Annotated in this window: 9 protein-coding genes; 6 read left to right on the top strand and 3 right to left on the bottom strand. The window is 71.7% G+C overall.

The window, feature by feature from the left end; all coding sequences use genetic code 11:
• The first annotated feature begins 5 nt into the window (after nt 1-5).
• The 6 genes from JYJ93_RS14600 to JYJ93_RS14575 all read left to right on the top strand — a co-directional run bounded on the left by JYJ93_RS14600 (nt 6) and on the right by JYJ93_RS14575 (nt 18,863).
• Entirely contained in the window at nt 6-5,978 is a 5,973-nt protein-coding gene (locus JYJ93_RS14600) for a type I polyketide synthase (RefSeq protein ID WP_206791423.1), read from the top strand.
• Between the two features lie 2 nt (nt 5,979-5,980).
• On the top strand, nt 5,981-9,304 hold the full coding sequence (locus JYJ93_RS14595) for a non-ribosomal peptide synthetase (protein WP_206791413.1): 3,324 nt from the start codon (nt 5,981-5,983) through the stop codon (nt 9,302-9,304).
• Nucleotides 9,297-13,832: a type I polyketide synthase gene (locus JYJ93_RS14590; RefSeq protein ID WP_206791411.1), complete on the top strand. Its 4,536-nt coding sequence runs from the start codon at nt 9,297-9,299 to the stop codon at nt 13,830-13,832. The genes JYJ93_RS14595 and JYJ93_RS14590 overlap by 8 nt, the downstream gene beginning before the upstream one ends.
• A 93-nt stretch (nt 13,833-13,925) precedes the next feature.
• Entirely contained in the window at nt 13,926-15,329 is a 1,404-nt protein-coding gene (locus JYJ93_RS14585; protein WP_206791409.1) for an MFS transporter, read from the top strand.
• Nucleotides 15,326-17,764 carry a penicillin acylase family protein gene (locus JYJ93_RS14580; protein WP_206791407.1) on the top strand — a complete coding sequence of 813 codons (2,439 nt, stop codon included), beginning with the start codon at nt 15,326-15,328 and terminating at the stop codon, nt 17,762-17,764. The genes JYJ93_RS14585 and JYJ93_RS14580 overlap by 4 nt, the downstream gene beginning before the upstream one ends.
• Nucleotides 17,765-18,182: 418 nt before the next feature.
• Nucleotides 18,183-18,863, top strand: a complete 681-nt coding sequence (locus JYJ93_RS14575) for a Crp/Fnr family transcriptional regulator (RefSeq protein ID WP_206791405.1) — start codon at nt 18,183-18,185, stop codon at nt 18,861-18,863.
• A 3-nt stretch (nt 18,864-18,866) separates the two neighbouring features.
• Here JYJ93_RS14575 and JYJ93_RS14570 read toward each other — a convergent pair whose 3' ends face one another.
• The 3 genes from JYJ93_RS14570 to JYJ93_RS14560 all read right to left on the bottom strand — a co-directional run bounded on the left by JYJ93_RS14570 (nt 18,867) and on the right by JYJ93_RS14560 (nt 23,462).
• Nucleotides 18,867-20,408 (bottom strand): adenylate/guanylate cyclase domain-containing protein, encoded by a 1,542-nt coding sequence (locus tag JYJ93_RS14570; RefSeq protein ID WP_206791403.1) that lies wholly within the window; start codon nt 20,406-20,408, stop codon nt 18,867-18,869.
• 14 nt (nt 20,409-20,422) lie between these two features.
• On the bottom strand, nt 20,423-22,441 hold the full coding sequence (locus JYJ93_RS14565; protein ID WP_206791392.1) for a protein kinase: 2,019 nt from the start codon (nt 22,439-22,441) through the stop codon (nt 20,423-20,425).
• A 154-nt stretch (nt 22,442-22,595) separates the two neighbouring features.
• Entirely contained in the window at nt 22,596-23,462 is an 867-nt protein-coding gene (locus JYJ93_RS14560; protein ID WP_206791383.1) for an NAD-dependent protein deacetylase, read from the bottom strand.
• Between the last annotated feature and the right edge of the window lie 37 nt (nt 23,463-23,499).

Raw genomic sequence — 23,499 nt, 5'->3', positions numbered from 1 at the left:
ACCCCATGTCCGCTGAATCGAACATCGACGCGCAGGCCATCGCCATCGTCGGCATGGCCGGACGTTTCCCCGGCGCCCCCGACCTGGACTCCTTCTGGAAGAACCTGCGCGACGGCGTGGAGTCCATCCAGCCCGTCCCCGACGCGGAGCTGGAGAAGCTGGGCGTGGACCCCGTCCTGCGCAAGGACCCGCGCCACGTGAAGGCCAGCGCCGCATTGGCCGGCATGGAGCTGTTCGACGCGGGCTTCTTCGGCTTCACGCCCCGCGAGGCGGAGCTGATGGACCCGCAGCACCGCGTCTTCCTGGAGTGCGCGTGGGAGGCGCTGGAGAAGGCGGGCCACACGCCGGAGGGCTTCGACGGCTCCGTCGGCGTGTTCGCGGGCGCGGCCACCAACACGTACCTGGTGTTCCACCTGGTCCCCAACTTCGACCAGTTGAGCGGCATGGACCAGGTGCAGGTGGACGTGAACAACGGCGGCGACTTCCTGGCCACCCGCGTCGCGTACAAGCTCAACCTGCGCGGCCCCAGCTACTCCATCACCAGCGCGTGCTCCACGTCACTCGTGGCCACGCATGCGGCCTGCCAGAGCCTCTTGAATGAAGAGTGCGACCTGGCCCTGGCCGGCGGCGTGTCCGTGCACGTGAAGCACCCGGAGGGCTACCCCTTCGTGCCCGGCGGCATCGTGTCCCCGGACGGCCACTGCCGTGCGTTCGACGCGAAGGCGGAGGGCACGGTGTTCGGCAGCGGCGTGGGCGTGGTGGTGCTCAAGCGGCTGGCGGACGCGATTGAAGATGGCGACCACATCCACGCCATCATCAAGGGCAGCGCCATCAACAACGACGGCGCGCTGAAGGTGGGCTTCACCGCCCCCAGCGTGGAGGGCCAGGCCACCGTCATCACCGAGGCCCTGGGCGCGGCGGGCGTCGCGCCGGAGACCATCGGCTACCTGGAGGCGCACGGCACCGGCACGAAGATGGGTGACCCCATCGAGGTGCGCGCGCTCAACAAGGCGTTCAAGTTCCGCTCGGCGGCGGCGAAGGCGAACCCTCCGAAGATTCCGGTGGGCTCGCTCAAGAGCAACATCGGTCACCTGGCCAACGCGGCCGGCGTGTCCAGCCTCATCAAGGCGGTGATGACGCTGGAGAACCGGCAGATTCCGCCCAGCCTCCACGTGACGGAGGTGAACCCGGAGATCCCGTTCGCGGGCGGCCCGTTCTTCGTCAACTCGAAGCTCACGGACTGGCAGGCGAACCCCAAGCACCCGCGCCGCGCGGGCGTGAGCTCCTTTGGCGTGGGCGGCACCAACGCGCACGTCGTGCTGGAGGAGGCCCCGGCCCTTCCGCCGTCCGGCGCGTCCCGCCCGGCGCAGTTGGTGGTGCTGTCCGCGAAGAGCGACGCGGCGCTGGACGCGGCGACGAAGAACCTGGCCGCGCACCTGAAGGCGCACCCCGCGCAGGCGCTGGCGGACGTGGCCTTCACGCTCCAGACGGGCCGTCAGGCCATGGCGAAGCGGCGCGTGCTGGTGTGCCGCGACCGCGATGACGCATTGGCCGCGCTGGAGGTGGAGAACAGCCCCCGCCAGTGGACGCACGCGCCGGACGTGCACGAGCGGCCGGTGGCCTTCCTGTTCCCCGGCCAGGGCTCGCAGTACGTGGGCATGGCGCGCGACCTGTACGCGTCCGAGCCCACCTTCAAGCGGCACCTGGACGCGTGCGCGGACAAGCTGACGCCGCACCTGGGCCTGGACCTGCGCACGGTCCTCTTCCCGGAGGCCTCCAAGGCGGAAGCCGCGACGCAGGCGCTGACGCGCACGGAGCTGACGCAGCCCGCGCTCTTCGCCGTGGAGTACGCGCTGGCGAAGCTGTGGATGGCCTGGGGCGTGAAGCCCTCCGCGATGCTGGGGCACAGCATCGGTGAGTACGTGGCCGCGTGCCTCGCGGGCGTGTTCAGCCTGGATGACGCGCTGGCGCTGGTGGCCGCGCGCGGCAAGCTGATGCAGGGGCTGCCTTCCGGCGCCATGCTGTCCGCGAAGCTGGAGGAGTCCGCGCTCAAGCCGCTGCTGCCCGCGAACGTCAGCGTGGCGGCGGTGAACGCGCCGGGCTTCACCGTCGTGGCAGGCCCCACCGACGCGGTGGACGCGCTCCAGGCGAAGCTGGAGGCGCAGGGCGTGGAGGTGTCGCGGCTGCACACGTCGCACGCGTTCCACTCCGCGATGATGGACCCCATCCTCGCGACCTTCACCGCGCGCGTGCGTCAGGTGAAGCTCAACGCGCCTGGCCTTCCCTTCCTGTCCAACGTCACGGGCACCTGGATTGAAGCGGCGCAGGCGACGGACCCGGGCTACTGGGCCACCCACCTGCGCCAGGGCGTGCGCTTCTCCGCGGGACTCCAGGAACTGTCCCGCAAGTGGCCGCAGGCGGCCCTGCTGGAGGTGGGCCCCGGCACGGTGCTCGCCACGCTGGCGAAGCAGCAGCCGGGCGCGGAAGCGCGCGTGATCATCTCCTCCACGCGCCACCCGCGTGAGCAGGCGCCGGACCTCCAGGTGCTCCTGGGCGCGCTGGGCCGGCTGTGGCTCAACGGCGTGACGGTGGACTGGAAGGGCTTCGCGGCCAACGAGCAGCGCCGCCGCGTCCCGCTGCCCACCTACCCCTTCCAGCGTGAGCGCTACTGGATCGACGCGAAGCCGCTGGGCGGTGGAGCCCGCGCGGACGCGCCCGCGTCGCTGACGAAGCGCCCGGACGTGGCGGACTGGTTCTACGCGCCGTCGTGGAAGCTGTCCCCGCTGCCCAAGGCGAAGGACGCGGCGGGCGCGGGCTGGCTGGTGCTCGCGGACGACACCGGCGTGGCGGAGGCCCTGGCCCCGAAGCTGAATGGGGATGTCTTCCGCGTCGTCCCCGGCGCACGCTTCGAGCAGCGCCCGGACGGCACGTTCACGGTGGATCCGGCGCGCCGCGAGGATTACTGCGCGGTGCTGGAAGCGCTGAAGAAGCAGGGCCGCGCGTTCTCCAACGTGGTGCACCTGTGGAGCCTGTCGCGTGAGTCGGCAGCGCAGGAGAAGGCGCTGGACCTGGGCTTCCACAGCCAGCTGTTCCTCGCCCGCGCCCTGGGCGACACGGGCCACATCGAGCCGCTCACCTGGTCCGTGGTGACCAGCCGCTCGGCTCGCGTGGAGCAGGCGGACGCGCAGCTGCCGGAGCAGGCCCTGCTGGTGGGCCCCACGCGCGTGCTGCCGCAGGAGTACCCGAACCTCGCGTGCCGCTTCGTGGACGTGGTGCCCGGCGACGCGGGCGCGGTGGCGAACCGGTTGGCCGCGGAGCTGGGCGCCGAACCGCGTGACGCGGTGGTGGCCCTGCGTGGCCGCCAGCGCTGGGTGCAGACCTTCGAGCCCGTGCGCCTGGAGGCGGCCGGCGCGGAGGTGCTGCGCGACGGCGGCGCGTACCTCATCACGGACGGCCTCACCGGCATCGGCCATGCGCTGGCGTCCGAGTTGGCGACGGTGCACCACGCGAAGCTGACGCTGGTGGAGACGGCGGACTTCCCCAGCCGCGGCCAGTGGACGGCGTGGGTGGAGAAGCACGGCGTGCAGGACGCGGTGTCCCGCCGCATCCAGCGCGCGCTGGCCCTGGAGCGCACGGGCGTGGAGATGCTGGTGCTGCCCGCGTCCCTCACCGACGTGGAGTCCATGCGCGGCGTGGTGGACGCGGCGGTGGCGCGCTTCGGCGGCATCGACGGCGTCATCCACGCGGCGGGAGGCATGCAGGGCGCCACGCTGGGCACCATCGCGGAGACGGGCCCGGACGAGTGCGCCTGGCACTTCCGCCCGCAGGTGCACGGCGTGCGCGTGCTGGAGCAGGTGCTCCCGAAGGAAGGCCCCGCGTTCTGTCTGCTCGTGTCGTCGCTGTCGTCCGTCCTGGGCGGCCTGGGACAGGTGGCGCAGGCCTCCGCCAGCGCCTTCATGGACGCGTTCGCCGAAGCGTGCACGGAGGGCTTCGCCTACCCGTGGCTGAGCGTGGACTGGGACGCGTGGCAGTTCGCGGACGCGCAGGCCATGGCGGAGCTGTCCCCCACGCTGGCCCAGTTCGCCATCCAGCCCGCGGAAGGTCTGGAGGCGCTGCGCCGCGCGCTGTCGCATGGCGAGAGTGGCCGGCTCGCGGTCTCCACCGGTGACCTGGCCGCGCGCCGCCGTCAGGGCCCGCGTCCCGCGAAGACGGTGAAGGGCAAGAAGGACGCGGCGAAGGGCAACAAGCACGCGCGCCCGTCCATCCTCACGCCGTACGCCGCGCCTCGCACGGAGCTGGAGAAGACCGTCGCGGGCATCTGGGAGCAGGTGCTGGGCATCGACGGCATCGGCATCAACGACAACTTCTTCGAGCTGGGCGGCCACTCGCTGCTGGCCACGCAGCTGCGCAACCACATCCACGCGGTGCTGAAGGTGGACCTGTCGCTGCGCGGCCTCTTCGAGACGCCCACCGTCGCGGGCGTCGCCGGGCGCGTGGAGCAGGAGCTGGGCAAGCGCGCGGCCTCCACGGAGAAGCCCATCGCGGAGCGCCTGCGCACCGCGTTCCCCACCGAGCGCCCCGCCCTGCTCACCGAGTACCTGCGCCACCACATCTCCGAAGGCCTGCGCATCCCGTTGGACAAGCTGCCCGCCGACGGCAGCCTCAAGGGCTACGACCTGCACGCGCTGGGCGCGGAGCTGGAGTACGACCTGCGGCAGGACTTCAAGTTCCAGCTCTACCCGCACGAGGTGCAGGCGCACCCGTCCATCCCGGAGCTGTCGAAGTACCTGCTGGTGGAGATGGACCGGCTCCAGGACCCGCAGCGCTTCGCGGAGAACAAGCCGCTGTCCGCGTACCCGCTGAAGCCCTACCGCGCCCAGACGTCCGGCGCGCAGCGCACCAACACGGCGAAGAAGAACCCGCCCATGGTGTTCGTGCACTCCAGCCCGCGCGCGGGCTCCACGCTGTTCCGCGTGATGCTCGCGGGCCACCCGCGGCTGTTCTGCCCGCCGGAAGTGAACCTGCTCTTCTTCGAGGGCATGCGCGAGTGGCGCGAGAACATCGGCTTCGGCTCCGAGATGGAGTGGACCACGGGCGGCCTGCAGTGGGCGCTCATGGAGCTGGAGAAGCTGGACTCGCCCGCCGGCGCCGCGCTGGTGGACCGGCTCGTTGCTGACGACGTGTCCGCGCAGGACGTCTACCGCCGCCTCCAGGAGAAGTCGTCGCCCCGGCTGCTCGTGGACAAGACGCCCACGTACGCCATGGACGTGGAGACGCTGGAGCGCGCGGAGCGGATGTTCGAGGGCAACAAGTACATCTACCTCTACCGCCACCCGCTCCCGGTGATGGAGTCCATCCTCCGGATGCGCTTCGACCGCCTCTTCGCCGCCGGCCTCTTCGGTGACGCGGACGTGGACCCCTACGTGGTGGCGGAGACGGTGTGGGCTCTGTCCAACCGGAACCTGCTCCACTTCTTCGACGGCATCGGGAAGGACCGCTGCCACTGGGTGCGCTACGAGGACCTGGTCGCGGACCCCACGAAGGTGATGACCGGCGTGGCCCACTTCCTGGGGCTCGAGTTCGACGAGCGCATGGTCCAGCCGTACGACGGCAAGAAGGACCGCATGATGGGCGGCCTGGGCGACCCGAACATCCTCCAGCACCAGGGCATCGAGAAGAAGATGGGCGAGTCCTGGAAGCGCATCAAGTGGCCCCGCCCCTTCGACGCCACCACCCACGCCGTCATCGAGCGGCTGGGCTACTCCGTGGAGGGCGCCACGCCCACGCAGCCCCTGGTGGCCGCGCAGCCGGTGGCCACGCCCGCCGCGAAGCAGAAGGTCACGGCGGCCGAGGCGGAGAAGCTGCTGGAGAACATGGACCAACTGTCGGACGAACAGGTGGCGGAGCTGCTCGCGGTGCTGGAAGACGCGGGCGGCGGTGACGGTGGTGACAGCAGCAGCAGCGAGGACGCGGCCTGAACATGACGCCCGAAGAGAAGCGAGCACGCCTGGCGCAGCTCCTGAAGGACAAGTCGCGCCCTGCCTCGAAGCAGGCGCCCCTGTCCTTCGCGCAGGAGCGGATGTGGTTCCTGGACAAGTGGAGCCCCGGCAGCGCGGCCTTCCACATGCCCACCGCGGTGCGCCTGACGGGCACCGTTGACACGGACGCGCTGCGCCGCGCCCTGGCCCTGCTGGTGGAGCGGCACGACACGCTGCGCACCACCTTCCAGGAGCGTGAGGGCGGCGCCGCGCAGGTCATCGCCGCCACGGGCGAGGTGCCGCTGGAGGTGATGGACCTCCAAGGGCTGCCGGTGACGGAGCGTGAGGCCGAAGCCCAGCGGCGCGTGGTGACACTCGCGCAGCAGCCGTTCAGCCTGGAGCAGGGGCCGCTGTTGCGCGCGGTGCTGATGCTCCTGGGCAACGGGGAGCAGGTGCTGCTGATTGATCAGCACCACATCGTCTCCGACGGCTGGTCCATGGGCGTGCTCGTGCACGAACTGGCCGTGCTCTATCGAGCCTGCCTGGAGGGCCAGCCCTCTCCGCTCAAGCCCCTGCCGCTCCAGTACGCGGACTGGGCGGCGTGGCAGAAGGAGTGGCTCCAGGGCGCGGAGCTGGAGCGCCAGCTCACCTACTGGAAGAACCGCCTCAACCCGAACGCGCTGCTGGAGCTGCCGCAGGACAAGCCGCGTCCGGCGCTGATGAGCTCCAAGGGCGAGCGGCAGGTGATGCACCTGTCCCCCGCGCTGACCCAGGCGCTCAAGGCGCTGGGCCAGCGCGAGGGCCGCACGCTCTTCGTCACGCTGCTGTCCGCCTTCAACGTCCTCTTGTCCCGCTACACCGGCCAGGACGACATCGTGGTGGGCACGCCCATCGCGGGCCGTCCGCGCGCGGAGGTGGAGGGGCTCATCGGCCTGTTCGTGAACATGCTGGCGCTGCGCTCGGACCTGTCCGGCAAGCCCACGTTCAAGGAGCTGCTCCACCGCGTGCACGAGTCCACGCTGGACGCGTACGCGCACCAGGACATCCCCTTCGAGCGGCTGGTGGACGCGCTCAAGCCGGAGCGGCACCTCAGCCACTCGCCCATCTTCCAGGTGATGTTCGTCCTGCAGAACGCGCCCATGCCGGCCCTGGAGGCCCCGGGCGTGGTGATGGAGGCGAAGCCGGTGGACACCGGCACGACGAAGTACGACCTGTCGCTGCTGCTGGTGGACCTGCCGCAGGGCCTGCGCGTCACCGCCGAGTACAGCACCGACCTCTTCGAGCGCTCCACGGCGGAGCGGCTCCTGGGCCACTACCTGACGCTGCTCGAAGGCATCGTCGCGCGGCCGGACGTGCCCATCTCCCGCCTGCCGCTCCTGCCCGACGCCGAGCGCCAGCGCGTGATGCACGGCTGGAACGACACCGCCGTCACGCACCCGAAGGACGCGACGCTCACGTCGCTCATCGAGGCGCAGGTGGCGCGCACGCCGGACGCGGTCGCCCTGGAGTTCGAGGGCAGCCGCCTCACCTACGGCGAGCTGGACGCCCGCGCGAACCAACTGGCGCACGCGCTGCGCAAGCACGGCGTGGGTCCGGAAGTCCGCGTGGGCCTGTGCGTGGAGCGCTCGCTGGAGATGGTGGTGGGCCTGCTCGGCACACTGAAGGCGGGCGGCGCCTACGTGCCGCTGGATCCGGGCTACCCGCAGGAGCGCCTGGGCTGGATGCTGGAGGACGCGCGTCCGCCAGTGCTGCTCGTGCAGGAGCGGCTGCTGGCGCGGCTGCCGGCGTCGGACGCGAAGGTGGTGAAGCTGGACACGGGCTGGGAGGAGATTGCCCGCGAGCCCACCACCGCGCCCGCGCCCACCGCCATGCCGGACTCGCTGGCGTACATCATCTTCACGTCCGGCAGCACGGGCCGCCCCAAGGGCGCGATGAACGCGCATGGCCCGGTGGTGAACCGCCTGCTGTGGATGCAGTCCGCCTACCAGCTCACGTCCCAGGACGTGGTGCTCCAGAAGACGCCGTTCAGCTTCGACGTGTCCGTCTGGGAGTTCTTCTGGCCGCTGATGACGGGCGCGAAGCTGGTGGTCGCGAAGCCCGGCGGGCACCAGGACCCGGGCTACCTCAAGGCGCTGATTGCCTCCGCGTCCGTCACCACGCTGCACTTCGTGCCCTCCATGCTCCAGGCCTTCCTGGACGAGCCGGGTGTGTCGGAGTGCACGTCGCTCAAGCGCGTGGTGTGCAGCGGTGAAGCGCTGCCGCTGGAGCTAAAGGAACTGTGCCTGCGCACGCTGCCCGGCGCGGGGCTGCACAACCTCTACGGCCCCACCGAGGCCGCGGTGGACGTGACGTTCCATGCGTGTAGGGCGAACGACGGCCGCCGCTCCGTGCCCATTGGCCGGCCGGTGGACAACACGCAAATCCGCATCCTGGACGCGGAGCTCCAGCCGGTGCCCCAGGGCGCCGCGGGTGAGCTGTACATCGGCGGCGTGCAGGTGGGGCGCGGTTATCTGGCGCGGCCCTCGCTGACGGCCGAGCGCTTCATCCCGGATCCGTACGCGACGGTGCCGGGCGCGCGCATGTACCGCACGGGCGACGTGGCGCGGTGGCTGCCGGACGGCGAGATCGAGTACCTGGGCCGCGCGGACTTCCAGGTGAAGATCCGCGGCCTGCGCATCGAGCTGGGCGAGATTGAATCCTCGCTGGAGAAGCACCCCACGGTGCGCCAGGCGGTGGTGCTCGCGCGCGAGGACCGGCCGGGCCAGAAGCGGCTGGTGGCCTACGTCACCGGCAAGGACGGGAAGCCGGAGGGCGCCGCGCTGCGCACGTACCTGCTGGAGCGGCTGCCCGAGTACATGGTGCCGTCCAACATCGTGGTGCTGGAGCGCATGCCGCTCAGCCCCAACGGCAAGGCGGACCGCAAGGCGCTGCCCGCGCCGGAGGCCGGTGGCGCGGATCCGTCGCGGCCCTTCGTGGCGCCGGGGACGGCCATCGAGCAGCAGATCGCCCAGGCGTGGAAGGACCTGCTCCACGTGGAGCGGGTGGGCCTGGACGACCCCTTCTTCGAACTGGGTGGCAATTCGCTGCTCGCGCTCCAGTTGCACCGCCGGTTGACGGCGGAGCTCGGCGTGACGCTGGCGCTCACGGACCTCTTCCAGTACCCCACCGTGCGGGCACTGGCGGCGCGGCTGTCGCGCCGGGAGGACACGCCTTCGGAGGACGCGGCGCAGGCGGGCCGCTCCCGTGCCGAGGCGCGACGCACGGTCAACCGCCGCGCGGGGGCCTCGCGCGGTCGGGTGGAAACGGATGGAGACGCGGATGAGTGACGCAGTGGGTGGTGGCGAGGAGCGCATCGCGATCGTCGGCCTGTCGGGCCGCTTCCCGGGTGCGCAAACGCTGGAGGGCTTCTGGGAGATGCTCCGGCGCGGCGGCGACGCGCGCCGCGTGCCCACGGACGCGGAGCTGGATGACGCGGGCGTTCCCCAGGCCCTGCGCGCCCATCCGCAGTGGGTGCGCTCCAGCTACGTGCTGGAGGACGCCACGGAGTTCGACGCGGGCCTCTTCGGCTACAGCCCGCGCGAGGCGGAGCTGATGGACCCCCAGCAGCGCATCTTCATGGAGTGCGCGTGGGAGTCGCTGGACAACGCCGGCTACGACCCGGGCCGCTTCAAGGGCGCGGTGGCCGTCTACGCGAGCGTGAGCCTGAGCTCGTACCTGCTGCGCGCGCTGATGCGGCAGCCGGACCTGATGGACGCGGCCGGTTCGTTCGGCGTGATGCTGGCCAACGACAAGGACTACGTGGCCACGCGCGTGTCCCACCGGCTGGGCCTGCGCGGCCCCTCGGCGACGGTGCAGACCGCGTGCTCCAGCTCGCTGGTGGCGCTCCACCTGGCGTGCCAGAGCCTGCTGTCCGGCGAGAGCGACATGGCGCTCGCGGGCGGCTCGTCCGTGTCCTTCCCGCAGACGGCGGGCTACCTCTACCAGGAGGGGATGATCTTCTCGCCGGACGGCTACTGCCGTGCGTTCGACGCGAAGGCCAACGGCACCGTGCGCGGCGCGGGCGCGGCGGTGGTGGTGCTCAAGCGCCTGTCCGACGCGCTGAAGGACGGCGACACCATCCACGGCGTGCTGCTGGGCACGGCGGTGAACAACGACGGCGCGGGCAAGGTGGGCTTCACCGCGCCCAGCGTGGAGGGCCAGGCCGCGGTCATCGCGGAGGCGCTCGCCATCTCCGGCGTCACGCCGGACGACATCCAGTACGTGGAGGCCCACGCGACGGGCACCCCGCTGGGCGACCCGATTGAAGTGGCCGCGCTCAACCAGGCCTTCGGCGGCAAGGAGACGGGCCAGAAGCGCGTGGCGCTGGGCTCGCTCAAGGCGGCCATCGGACACCTGGACGCGGCGGCCGGCATCGCGGGCGTGGTGAAGACGGTGCTCGCCATGGAGCACGGCGAGATTCCAGCGAGCCCTCACTTCGAGAAGCCCAACCCCGTCATCGACTTCGACGCGGGTCCCTTCTTCGTGCCCTCGCAGCCCCGGCCGTGGACGTCCCCGAACGGGCCGCGCCGCGCGGGCGTGAGCGCCTTCGGCATCGGCGGCACCAACACGCACGTCATCCTGGAGGAGGCCCCGAAGGCGGCAGCCCCCGCGCCGTCCAAGCGCGCGTGGCACGTGCTGCCCCTGTCCGCCCGCACGCCCGCGGCGCTGGACGCGGCGACGGAGCAACTGGCCTCGCACCTGGACGCGAACCCCAACGTGTCCCTGTCGGACGTGGCCTACACGCTCCAGGTGGGACGTCACGCGCACGAGCACCGGCGCGCGGTGGTGGTGAAGGACGTGGCGGACGCGAAGGCGGCGCTGCGGGACGCGCGCCGATTGCTGGGCGGCTCCGGCACCAACACGCGCCGGCCGGTGGTGTTCCTCTTCTCCGGCCAGGGTTCGCAGTACGTGGACATGGGCCGGGGCCTCTATGAGCAGGAGCCCGCCTTCCGCGCGGAGGTGGACGCGTGCGCGGAGAAGCTGAAAGCCCACCTGGGCCTGGACCTGCGCACCGTGCTCTATCCGCCCGCGGACGGACGGGAGAAGGCGACGGAGCAGCTCAAGCAGACCTCGCTCACGCAGCCCGCGCTGTTCGTCATCGAGTACGCGCTCGCGAAGCTGTGGGCGTCCTGGGGCGTGACGCCGCAGGCGATGGTGGGCCACAGCATCGGTGAGTACGTGGCCGCGTGCCTGTCGGGCGTGTTCAGCCTGGACGACGCGCTGGCGCTGGTGGCCACGCGCGGCCGGCTGATGCAGTCGCTGCCCTCGGGCTCCATGCTGTCCGTGCGGATGACGCCGGAGGCGCTGGCGCCGCTGATGGACGCGCGCATCTCCGTGGCGGCCGTGAACGCGCCGGGTTTCACCGTCGTGGCGGGCCCCACCGACGCGGTGGACGCGCTCCAGGCGAAGCTGGAGGCGCAGAAGGTGGAGGTGTCGCGGCTGCACACGTCGCACGCGTTCCACTCCCAGATGATGGACCCCATCGTGGAGGAGTTCCGCCAGGCGGTGGCGAAGGTCGCTCGCAAGGAGCCCAAGGACCTCTACCTGTCCAACGTCACCGGCACCTGGGTAACGCGCGAGGACGCGGTGAGCCCGGCGTACTGGGCGCGCCACCTGCGCGACGCCGTGCGCTTCCAGGACTCGGCGACGCTGCTGTTGAACGACCCGGAGCATGTCTTCCTGGAGGTCGGACCCGGCAACGCGCTGGCCACGCTGGTGCGCCGCAACGCACAAGAAGGCACCTTCCCGTCCATCCTCACGACGCTGCCCGCGCCGCGCGACGCCCAGCAGGATGCGCTCGCGCACGCCGCGGATGCGTTCGCGAAGCTGTGGCTCGCGGGCGCGAAGACGATTGCGGGCCGCGTCTACAAGGGCGAGTCCCGCCGCCGCATCCCCCTGCCCGCCTACCCCTTCCAGCGCGAGCGCTACGACCTGCTCAAGGGTCCGCCGCCCGCGCTGCCTCGCACCGCCGCCACGCGGCCCGCGACGACGCAGGGTGTGGAGTTGACCGTCCCCGCGTGGCCGCGCACGCGCGCCTCGCCGCAGGTGCCGTCGCTCTCCGGCCAGCGTTGGCTGGTGCTGGAGGCGGACACGCCGGTGGCCGCGCGCGTGTCGGAGCGGCTGCGCCAGGCGGGCGCGGACGTGGTGTCGCTCGTCGCGGGACAGGGCGCGTCGGATCCGGTGACGAAGCGCTTCGCCGTGGATCCCTCGTCCCCGGACGCGCTGGGCGAGCACCTGGAGCGCCTGAGCGCAGAGGACTGGACGCCCGCGCACATCGCGTACCTGTGGCCGCTGGTGAAGGAGCCGCGCGACCTGGAGTCGGGGCTCGCGGCGTCGTTCCATGGGCTGCTCGCGCTGGGGAAGGCCGTGGGTCCGGGCGCGGCGAAGACGCCCGTGACGCTGGACGTGGTGACCACCGGCGCCCAGGACGTCACGGGCGAGGAGCCGCTGCTGCCCTGGCAGGCGGCCGCGGTCGGTGCCAGCCGCGTGCTGCCGCAGGAGTACCCCGGCCTCACCGTGCGCGCCGTCGACGTCACCTGGCCCGCGCCGGACGAGTCCGCGTCGGGCCCGTGGCTGGAGCGGCTGGTGACGGAGCTGGCCACCGGCGAGGACCCGGTGGTCGCGCTGCGCGGCCCGTACCGCCACGTCGAGGCGTTCGAGACCCTCGACACGCCAGCCCCCACGGAACAGGCCGGCCTCAAGGACGGCGGCGTCTACGTCATCGTCGGTGGCCTGGGCCGCGTGGGGCTCGCGCTCGCGGAGCAGCTCACGCAGGCGGTGAAGCCGAAGCTCGTGCTGCTGTCGCGCCGCACGCTCCCCGCCCCCGGGGAGTGGGACGCGTGGCGCGCGGGCCATGACGCGCAGGACGCGACGTCCAGGGCCATCGACCGCATGCGCGCGCTGGAGCGCTCCGGCGCACAGGTCCTGGCGCTTCGCGCGGACGCGGGCGTGCCCGGTCAGCTCGACAAGGCGCTCCAGGTCGCGGAGGCGAAGTTCGGCCGCATCGACGGCGTCTTCTACGCGGCCGGTGACGGCGGCATGGCCACCCGCATCTCCGTGGCCGAGGCCACGCCGGAGGCCACCACCCCGCTGCTGTCCGGCCGCTTCGGAGGCCTCACGCAGCTGGCGGAGGCGCTGGCGTCGCGGCAGCCGGACTTCGTCGTGGTGCAGTCCTCCCTCACCGTGGTGCTGGGCGGCATGGCGGTCAGCGCGGTGGCGGCGGCGCACGCCGGCATGGACGCGGTGGCGGCCCGGCAGGCCCGGCAGGGCGGCACCCGCTGGTACACCGTGGACTGGGACGTGTGGGGCGTGGGAGAGGGCTTCCGGCCCGACGCCGTCATCCCTCCCGCCGAGGGCTTCCGCCTCCTGCGCGCGCTGCTCACCCAGCCCACCGGGGGACGCTTCCTCGCGTCGCTCGGGTCGCTGGAGGCGCGGCGACAGGTGGCTCGCGACGGTGCCTCCACCTCCCGCGCGGGCGGAAGCGGCAGCGGCAAGCACCCGCGTCCTCCGCTGGCCAACGCCTTCGTCGCTCCGCGCGACGAGACCGAGGAGAAGGTCGCCGCGCTCTGGCAGGACCTGCTGGGCGTGGAGTCGGTGGGCATCACCGACAACTTCTTCGAGCTGGGCGGCCACTCGCTGCTGGGCGTGCAGTTGCTGTCGCGCATCCGCGAGGCCTTCCAGGTCGAGCTGTCCATGCGCGCCCTCTTCGAGTCCCCCACCGTGGAGGTGATGACGGTGGCCATCGTGGAGGCGAGCGCCAGTCAGCTCGATCCCGAAGCCCTGGAAGCCATGCTCGCGGAGCTGGAGCAGAGCTGAAATCCCCCCTTGGAACGCCGGGCCCGCGCGCACTCCCGTAGTACGGTGCGCGGGCCCTTGACCCTCCTGCCCCCCAGGAGAAAGAGACGTGGAATGAGCCTCTCGCAACGCCTGACCATCACCCAGCCCATGCGGGTCTTCTGGATCACCTGGTTCGGCCAGCTCATCTCGATCCTCGGCTCCGGTCTCACGTCCTTCGGCGTGGGCGCGAAGGTGTTCCTCGACACGCGCTCCACCACGCAGTTCGCGCTGCTGTCCTTCTTCGCGCTGGCGCCCATGGTGGTGCTGTCCCCCATCGCGGGGACGCTCATCGACCGCTGGGACCGCCGCCGCGCCATGCTGCTGGCGGACCTGGGCAACGGCTTCACCACGCTGCTCATCTTCAGCATGTTGCTGGCCAGCGAACGGGGGCTGTTCAAGCTGGAGACCTGGCACTTCTACCTGCCCGTCTCCCTGGGCGCGTGCTTCGGCGCCTTCCGCTGGCCGGCCTTCTTCGCCACGGTGACGCTCATCGTGCCCAAGCAGCACCTGGGCCGCGCCAACGCCATGGCGGAGGTGGCCAGCGGCGCCAGCCAGATCCTCTCCCCCATCATCGCGGGAGCGCTCATCGACAGCGTGGGCCTGAAGGGCGTGCTGACGGTGGACGTCTGCAGCTTCTTCATCGCCGTCACCACCCTGCTGATGGTCCGCTTCCCGCGGCCCACCGCCTCCGCGGAGGGTCAGCAGGGCAAGGGGTCGCTGCTCGCGGAGATGAAGCAGGGCTGGGCCTTTATCAGCGCGCGCAAGGGGCTCTTGTCCCTGATGGCCTTCACCGGCGTGGCCGTGCTGTGCATGGACCTGGTGGTGCTGCTCATCACCCCCCTGGTGCTCGCCTTCACGGACATCTCCACGCTGGGCCGCATCGCGTCCATCGCGGGCGTGGGCGCGCTGCTGGGCGGCATCGGCATGGGCGTGTGGGGCGGCGCCAAGAACCCGCTGTACGGCATCCTCGGCTTCCATGCGTTTTCGGGCGTGGTGCTCTTCATGGCCGCGCCGTCACCCAGCGTGCCGCTGGTCGCCACCGCCGCCGCGCTCTACCTGTTCACCATGCCGCCCGTGATGGCGGGCATCCAGTCCATCTGGCAGCGCAAGATTCCCTCCGACCTCCAGGGCCGCGCCGCCGCCGTGAAGCGGATGATCATCCTCTGCGTGTCACCGCTCGCGAGCCTCATCGCGGGGCCGCTCGCGGATGACATCTTCGAGCCGGCCATGCGTGAGGGGGGCGCGCTCGCCAGCAGCATGGGCCGCCTGCTGGGCGTGGGCCCGGGGCGCGGCATCGCCGTCATCTTCATCGTCCTGGGCGTGCTGACGCTCACGAACGTCGCGGCCGGGTGGCTCAACCCGCGCCTGCGCAACCTGGACAAGGAGCTGCCGGACGCGCTCCCGGACACGCCGCCCTCCACCCCTGACGACACCGCCGCCCCCAACGCCCCCACCGCTGGAGCCTCCGCGTCATGAGCGCCGTCACCCAGATTCTGCGCATGCTGCGCATGCTGCCGTCCGCCATGGCCGTGGCCACCCCGGGCGTGGGTCCCTGGCTCGCCCGCCGCCGCTGGACGCGCGAGGAGGGCACGCTCACCCTCCCCGGCCTGCACGGCAAGGTGGAGGTGCTGCGCGACACGTGGGGCGTGCCGCACCTCTTCGCCAACGACGAGCACGACCTCTTCTTCGCCCAGGGCTACGTGCACGGGCAGGACCGGCTGTGGCAGCTGGAGATGGGCCGCCGGCTGGTGGACGGCCGGCTCGGGACCCTGCTGGGGCCCATGGGCGTGGGCGCGGACAAGTTCCTGCTCACCATGGGCCTGCGCGACATGGCGGAGAAGTCCTGGGCGCAGGTGGACCCGGAGGCGCGCGCCATCCTGGAGGCCTACAGCGCGGGCATGAACGCGCGCATCGCCGCGGAGCCGCTGCCCTACGAGTTCACCGTGATGAACACGGCGCCCGCGCCGTGGACGCCCGTGGACTCGCTGGCGCGCGGCAACATGCTGGCGCTGATGCTGGGCGGCAACCACCGCATCGAGCTCTTCCGCGCGCGGCTGGTGGCGGCGGTGGGGGAAGAGGTGGCCAACGCGCTCCTGCCGCAGAACGCACCGGAGACGCCCCTCATCGTCCCGAAGGAGGCGCGCCTGCCGGGCCTGAAGGACGTGAAGGCGATGTCCGGCCTGGACAGCGTGGACGACGTGCTGGGCGACCCCAACATCGTCTCCGGCAGCAACAACTGGGTGGTGCACGGCCAGCGCACGCAGAGCGGCCAGCCGCTGCTCGCCAACGACGTGCACATCCCGCTGAGCATGCCGTCCACCTGGTACGAGAACGGCCTGCACGGCGGCCGCTTCCAGCACGTGGGCTTCTCCCTGCCCGGCGTGCCCATGCTGATTGTCGGCCACAACGGGAAGGTGGCCTGGGGCATGTCCAACCTGGGGCCGGACACCCAGGACTTCTACATCGAGAAGCTGGACGACCCGAAGGCGCCGAAGAAGTACCTCTACCAGGACGTCTGGCACGACCTGGACGTGCGCCGCGAGGAGATCCCCGTCAAGGGCGGCGCCCCCGTGGTGCTGGAGGTGAAGAGCACCCGGCACGGCCCGCTGATGAACGAGGTGATGGCGGAGGACCTGAAGGACAGCGAGCCCCTGGCGCTCAAGTGGGCGCACCGCGAATGCCAGCCGCTCATCAACGCCGTGCTGAAGCTCAACCTGGCGAACGACTGGGAGTCCTTCCGCGCCGCCATGAAGTGCTGGGAGGGGCCGGGCCAGAACTTCGTGTACGCGGACACGGCCGGCAACGTCGGCTACCAGGCCACGGGGAAGATCCCCGTCCGCCAGGGCCACCCGGGCCTCGTCCCCATGCCGGGCTGGACGGGCGAATCCGAGTGGACGGGCTTCATCCCCTTCGAGGAGCTGCCCGCGTCCTTCAACCCGCCCGCGGGCTACGCGGCCACGGCGAACAACAAGATCACCTCCGACGACTATCCGCACCTCATCGCGCACAACTGGTTCCCGGGCTACCGCGCCAAGCGCATCACCGACCTGATTGAAGCGGGCACGCAGCACACCGTGGCGTCCATGCGGGACATCCAGGCGCAGACGTACTCGCTGCCCGCGGAGGCGCTGCGCCCCTACTTCCTGGCGGCGGCGCTCCCGGCGGATGACCTCCAGCGGCAGGCGGTGGACGCGCTGAAGGCGTGGGACCTGCGCTTCGAGCCGGAGGCCGTGGGCGCCACGGTGTTCCAGGCCTGGTACATCGAGGTGCTGCGCAAGCTGCTCCAGCACAAGCTGGAGCCGTCGCTGGTGAAGGAATACCTGATGGGCCAGTACGAACGGCACGGCAGCCTGCACATGCCCTTCGTCATCGGCCTGATGTCCCAGCCGGACAGCGCCTGGTGGGATGACCCGAAGACGCCGGAGAAGGAGACGCGCGACGACATCCTCCGCGCGGCGCTGGGCGCGGCCGTCGCGTGGCTCGCGAAGACGTACGGCCCGAAGCCGGAGGCCTGGGCCTGGGGCCAGGTGCACCAGCTCACGTACGCGCACCAGATGCTCGGCGGGCCCGCCATCCCCGGCCCCATCCGGCGCGTCTTCAACAGCCGCCCGGTGCCGGCCCGGGGCGACAACTACTCCGTGGACGGCGCCTCGTTCCTCTGGAGCCAGCCCTTCAAGGTGGTCCACGGCACCGCGCTGCGGATGATTGTCGACCTGGGGGACCTGTCCCGCTCCGTGTCCATCCACTCGCCGGGGCAGTCGGAGCACCTGTTCCACAAGCACCGCGACGACCTGATGGAGCTCAACCGCAAGGTGGAGTTCCACCCCATGCTCCACACGCGCCAGGCCGTGGAGCAGCACCGCGAGGCCACGCTGACGCTCACGCCCGCGGTGGCCCTGGTGGCCAAATAAAACAACCCGGACTTGAAGGCCGTCACTCCCCCCGGAGCGACAGGCCTTCAGGCCCGGGCTTCTTTGCTTTCAGGCTCCAGCGGGAGCCGGCACTCGTATTCGCGTCGAGTTCCCCCTCAGAAACTCGACGCTTCCCCCTTCTATGTGCCAGCCCCTGCGGTCCCCCCCATTTCCCGCGCACGCCGCGGTGAGCTAAGAAGTCCCCCGACTCCCTGACTCACCGTGTCGCTGCTGCGCGGGCCCCCCTGCTTCCCGTGCTGCGATGAAGGAACAGTACCGGGACCCCCTGATTCGATCTGTGAAGCGGCCCACAAGCCCGGTGTGAAGGCGTTCACACCCGCCGGACTTGTCCGCCGGACCTGGATGGGAGGCTTCCCTACCTGCATCCAGGGATTCCGGGCAGAATGGACCTCCCCTCATGTCCTACGCGCAGCTGCTGGCTGAAATCCCCATGTTCGAGAGCCTCGGCCGGGAGGACCTGGAGAACATGTCGTCGCTCCTCCAGCCTCGGCGCTTCGCGAGGGGAGAGGTCATCTTCCACCGGGGAGACGTGGGCACCGCGCTGTTCATCATCCGGCGCGGCCAGGTGGCCATCCGGCTGTCCTCCAGCGAGGGGCGCGAAATCACCCTAGCGCTGCTGGACCGGGGGGACGCCTTTGGAGAGCTGTCACTGCTGGATGGAGAGATGCGCTCCACGGACGCGATGGCGCGCGAGGAGTCGCATCTGCTGACGCTCCAGCGCGACGACTTCCGGCGCTACCTGGAGACGCGGCCGCAGGTAAGCCTGGCGTTGCTGGCGAACATGAGCCGGCTGGTGCGGCGCACGACGCAGCTCGTGTACGACTCGGCCTTCCTGGACGCGCGCAGCCGGCTGGTGCGGGTGCTGCTGGAGCTGGCGAAGACGCAAGGCAAGCAGTCCCCCGAAGGGCTGGTCATCACGCCGAAGCTCACGCAGTCGGAGCTGGCCAACCTGTGCGGCGTCACCCGCGAGAGCGTCAACAAGTGGCTGCGCTACTACGTGCGCGAGGGGATGCTCAGCTTCGAGGGCGGGCAGATCGTCCTCCTCCAGCCGGAGCGGCTGGGCCAGGACGCCGAGTAGCCGTCAGCCGCGCACGCGGAAGAGGGACAGCGGCTCCTCGCGCCCCTTCACCCGCACGGGGGCCAGCGGCTCCAGCGCGAAGGCGCCCGCGTCCAGGAGCGCCCGCGTGGCGTCCGTCATGAGCACCTCGCCCGGGCCCGCGACGCCGCACACGCGGGCGGCGATGTTGGTGGCGTCTCCCACGGTGGCGTACTGGAGGTAGCGCTCCGAGCCGATGTTGCCCGCGGCCACGGGGCCGGAGTTGAGCCCGATGTGCACCTCAATCTCCGGCACGCCTTCGGCCCGCCAGCGGGCGTTGAGGGCCGCCAGGGCCTGCTGCATCTCCAGGGCCGCGCGCACGGCCCGCTCCGCGTCGTCCGGCCGGGCGAAGGGGGCGCCCCACACGGCCATCAGCGCGTCGCCGATGTACTTCTCCAGCGTGCCCTCGTGTCGGAAGACGACGTCCGCCATCACCGGGAAGTACGCGTTGAGCATGTCCACCACCTGCCGGGGCTTGAGGCGCGAGGACATGGCGGTGAAGCCGGTGATGTCGGAGAAGAGGATGGTGACGTTCGCCTCGCGAACCTCCAGCGGCACGCCCCTGAGCGCCTTCAACTGGCGCACGACGTCCGGCGGGAAGAAGCGCTGGTAGGCGTTGCGCAGCACCGCCTCCTCCTCCAGCCGCCGCGCCAGGTGCGCGTGGTCCAGGGCGATGGCGGCCTGGTTGGCGAAGGCGGTGAGGAACTCCAGGTCCTCGTCGGTGAAGAGGCCGCCCTGCTTGAGGCTGTCCAGGTACAGCACGCCCAGCACCGCGTCCCGCGTGCGCAGGGGCACGCACAGCGAGGCGCGGATGGACTGGCGGAAGACGGAGTCCGCGCCCACCAGCCGCGCGTCGTCCTGCGCGTCGGTGAAGAGGGCCGCCACGCCTCGCGAGTGCACGTAGTCCACGATGTGCTGGCTGTAGAAGCGCTCCGGCAGCGCCCCACCCCGCGCGCCCCGGGCCACGCGCGGCTCCAGCGCCCCCGTGTCGCGGTCCACCATCAGCACCGCCGCCCGGTCCACCGCCCAGATTTGAAAGACGAGCTGGAGCACGCGCTCCAGGAGCCCGTCCACCGGGCCCGGGGAGGACAGGATCTGGCCCACCTTGAGGAGCACCTGGAGCTTGTCGCGGGTGCGGTCCGGCGAGCGCGTGTCGAGCAGCGCCTCCATGGTGGGGCCGCCAAAGAAGCGCGTCTCCAGGGGCTGCGTGCGCAGGGGGCCCCAGCCGTCCGGCAGCGGCGTGTCCAGGGACACCAGCTGGAACCACACCTCGCCGCAGCGGAAGGACTGGCCGTGGCCCAGCTCCTGGCGCGACACGCGGTGCGGCCCCACGAAGGTGCCGTTCTTGCTGTCCAGGTCCACGAGCACCACGCGCCCGCCCGCGCGCTCCAACCTCGCGTGGCGCCGCGACAGGCTGGGGTGCGGCACGCGGATGCCGTTCTCCTCGGTGCGGCCGATGGTGGTGGTGCCCTCCGGCAGCATCACCACCCGTTCATCCACCTGGCCTGGATTGAGGACGACGCGCATGGGCTAGACGGGCATCAGGTGGGCCCCTTGGCCGTGAAGGCGCCGGGCCGGGGCGGGGCCGAGGGCGCTTCCAGGACGGCGGGGACCACCTGTTCGGAGGTGCGGTCCGTGGATGACGCGGACTGGCTGCCATGGCGGGCCACCACCTCGCGCACCGCGAGCGGCTGGCCTCCGGGCCCAGGCAGGTGGCGGTCCCCGGCGAGCCGGCAGTCGAAGGCGTCCTGGAGCCGTGCGGCCAGCGTCTCGCTCACCAGCACCTGGTCGCGCGCGGCCACGGTGGCGAGCCGGGCCGCCGTGTTCACCACGTCCCCCAGCACCGTGTGGTCCAGGCGCCCGCGTCCGGCCGCGCCCACGTTGCCGGACAGCACCGGCCCGGTGTCCACGCCCATGCACACGCCGTGGGCGTACGGAGACGCGTCACCGCCGCTCCACGCCAGGCCCTGGAGCCGCTGCTTCACCGCGAGGCACGCGTCCAGCGCGCGCGACACGTGGCCCTCGCCCTGGAAGACGGCCATCACCGCGTCGCCCAGGAACTTGTCCACCACGCCGCCGCGCGACTCCAGCTCCGGGAGGATGACCTCGAAGTTGGCGTTGAGCCGGCGCAGCGCGGACTCCGGCGGGTGCTTGCGGGTGACGGCGGTGAAGTCCGCGACGTCCAGGAAGGCCACCGTGGCGTCCACCTGCTCGCCCGCGAGCCCGCCCGGGCCTCGCACCAGCGGCAGCACCCGGTCCACGATGCCGCCGTGCACGAACATGCGCAAGAGCGCGTTCTCCTCCGTGGAGCGCACCGCGCGGCGCAGCTCCGCCACATGCCGCACCGTCTTGGCCAGCGTGGACTCCAGGTCGTCCAGGTCCACCGGCTTCACCAGGAAGTCGAACGCGCCCCGGTTCATCGCCGTGCGCAGGTTGGGCAGGTCGCCGTACGCGGAGACCATGACGACCTTCACCAGCGGATCCACCTCCCCCACGCGCGACAGGAAGGTGAGCCCGTCCATGCGCGGCATGTTCAGGTCGCACAGCACCGCGTGCGTGTCCGGGTGCTGGCGCAGGGCCTCCAGCGCCTCTTCGCCATCGCGCGCGAAGACGAAGCGGTAGACGCCGTCGCGCACGTGCCGGCGGAAGCGCTGGCGCATGAGCAGCTCCACGTCCGGCTCGTCGTCCACCACCAGCACCGTGGCGGCCTGTCCAGCGCGGCCCGCCTCCACCAGCGCGACGAAGGCGGCGGCCAGCTCGCGCGCGGAGGTGAAGCGCTGCGCGAGCGTGGGGTGCAGGGCGCGCTGGAAGAAGGCGTCACCGGCCGCGCCCAGCTCCGCCACCAGCTGCGAGACGGGCACCGCGGGCGGGTGGAAGGCGCCGCGCAGGAGCGCGCCCACGGACTCAGGCCCGTAGGGGAACTGGCCGGTGAGGGCGCGGTAGAGCACCACCGCGAGCGACCAGAGGTCCGCCCTCGCGTCCAGGTCCGGATCCGCGCGCAGCTGCTCCGGGCTCATGTAGCGCAGCGTGCCGGTGAGCCCCTCCGCCTGCGCGGGGGCGCCGCTGGGGTTGAGCGAGCGCGCGAGCCCGAAGTCGAGCACCTTCACCACCTCCTCCCCGTCCACGTGGGCGAGGAAGAGGTTGGCGGGCTTCAGGTCGCGGTGGACGAGCCCCGCCGCGTGCGCCGCCGCCAGCGCCCGGGCCACCGGCGTGACGAGCGCGGCCACGCGGGCCGGGGACAGGCGCCCCTGCTGGGTGAGGCGCGTCTCCAGGTCCTCGCCCTCCAAGAGCTCCATGACGATGTACGGCACGCCGCCGTCCACGCCGGAGTCATGCACCTGCACCACGTGCGGGTGGCGCAGCCGGGCCACGGCCTGGGCCTCCTGCTCGAAGTGGCGGTGCGCCTCCGGCGTGCGCGCCACGACGTCGGAGGCGATGAGCTTGAGGGCCACGTGCCGCTGGAGCTGCAGGTCGACCGCGCGCCAGATGGCGCCCATGCCACCGCCGCCAATCCTGCGCTCCAGCGCGTACCTGCCGCCCAGCGGGCGCCCGGTGTCCATCAGCCCTGTGTCTCCGTTCCCGGTCACGGCCTGGGGCGCGTGCCTCGCGAAGCCGGGAATGATGGCACACTTGGCCCCTCCCCTGGCGTGCCCATTCGGTGCCGTGCCTGGAGCACCGGGGCATGGCTGCACGCCCGGTGTGGGAGGAGGAACGTCAGGTGCGGGTGAGCGCCTGGGCGAGCCGGGGGAGGATTTCCCCCGCCTTCGCCTCCACGCGCACATCCGCGAGCCCGTCCCCCCGGCTCTCCCCGATGTTGAGGATGCCAATGGGCATGTGGCGCTCCGCCGCGCGGGTGACGAAGCGGTAGCCGGAGTAGACCGTCAGCGACGAGCCCACCACGAGCAGCGCGTCCCCCTCCTCCACGAGCGCGAACGCGTCCTGCACCAGCGGCGCCGCGACGTTGTCGCCGAAGAACACCACGTCCGGCTTCAGCGTCCCGCCACAGCGCGTGCACGCGGGGACGCGGAAGCCGTCCACGGCCTCCTGTGACAGCTCCGCGTCGCCGTCCGGACGCAGCTCCACGACGGTGTGCGCGAAGTCCGGGTTGAGGCCCAGCATCCGCGCCTGGAGCGACGCGCGCGGCTCCTGCGCGCCACACGCCAGGCAGCGCACCCGCGACAGCGCGCCGTGCAGTTCCAGCACGCGCTCACTGCCCGCCGCGGGGTGCAGGCCGTCCACGTTCTGGGTGATGAGCCCGGGCACCACGCCCGCCTTCTCCAGCGCGGCCAGCGCGAAGTGCGCGTCGTTGGGCCGGGCGGTGGTGAAGCGCGGCCAGCCCAGCAGGCTGCGCGCCCAGTAGCGCTGACGCACCTCCGGCCGGTGCAGGAACTCGCGGTGCTGGATGGGGTTGCGCACCTTGTGGCGCGTCTCCGGGCCGCGATAGTCGGGGATGCCGGACTCGGTGCTGATTCCGGCTCCGGTGAGCACCACCACGCGGCGTCCGCGCAGCAGCTTGGCCAGGGCGTCCACCCCCGCTTCGGGCGGGAGGGCGGCGACAGGGGAGTCCGTGAGGAGCGTCATTCCACCCTCCGTATAACGTGGCCCGTTCGCGCTCGCT

Origin of the sequence: Corallococcus sp. NCSPR001 (assembly GCF_017309135.1) — a bacterium.
Classification (GTDB): Bacteria; Myxococcota; Myxococcia; order Myxococcales; family Myxococcaceae; genus Corallococcus.
Note: the sequence above shows the minus strand (reverse complement) of the source record. Positions and strands in the feature narration are given on the sequence as shown.

Coding starts and splice junctions, on each gene's coding strand:
- JYJ93_RS14600 (WP_206791423.1), top strand. CDS start 6: ATGTCCGCTGAATCGAACATCGACGCGCAGGCCATCGCCATCGTCGGC.
- JYJ93_RS14595 (WP_206791413.1), top strand. CDS start 5,981: ATGACGCCCGAAGAGAAGCGAGCACGCCTGGCGCAGCTCCTGAAGGAC.
- JYJ93_RS14590 (WP_206791411.1), top strand. CDS start 9,297: ATGAGTGACGCAGTGGGTGGTGGCGAGGAGCGCATCGCGATCGTCGGC.
- JYJ93_RS14585 (WP_206791409.1), top strand. CDS start 13,926: ATGAGCCTCTCGCAACGCCTGACCATCACCCAGCCCATGCGGGTCTTC.
- JYJ93_RS14580 (WP_206791407.1), top strand. CDS start 15,326: ATGAGCGCCGTCACCCAGATTCTGCGCATGCTGCGCATGCTGCCGTCC.
- JYJ93_RS14575 (WP_206791405.1), top strand. CDS start 18,183: ATGTCCTACGCGCAGCTGCTGGCTGAAATCCCCATGTTCGAGAGCCTC.
- JYJ93_RS14570 (WP_206791403.1), bottom strand. CDS start 20,408: ATGCGCGTCGTCCTCAATCCAGGCCAGGTGGATGAACGGGTGGTGATG.
- JYJ93_RS14565 (WP_206791392.1), bottom strand. CDS start 22,441: ATGGACACCGGGCGCCCGCTGGGCGGCAGGTACGCGCTGGAGCGCAGG.
- JYJ93_RS14560 (WP_206791383.1), bottom strand. CDS start 23,462: ATGACGCTCCTCACGGACTCCCCTGTCGCCGCCCTCCCGCCCGAAGCG.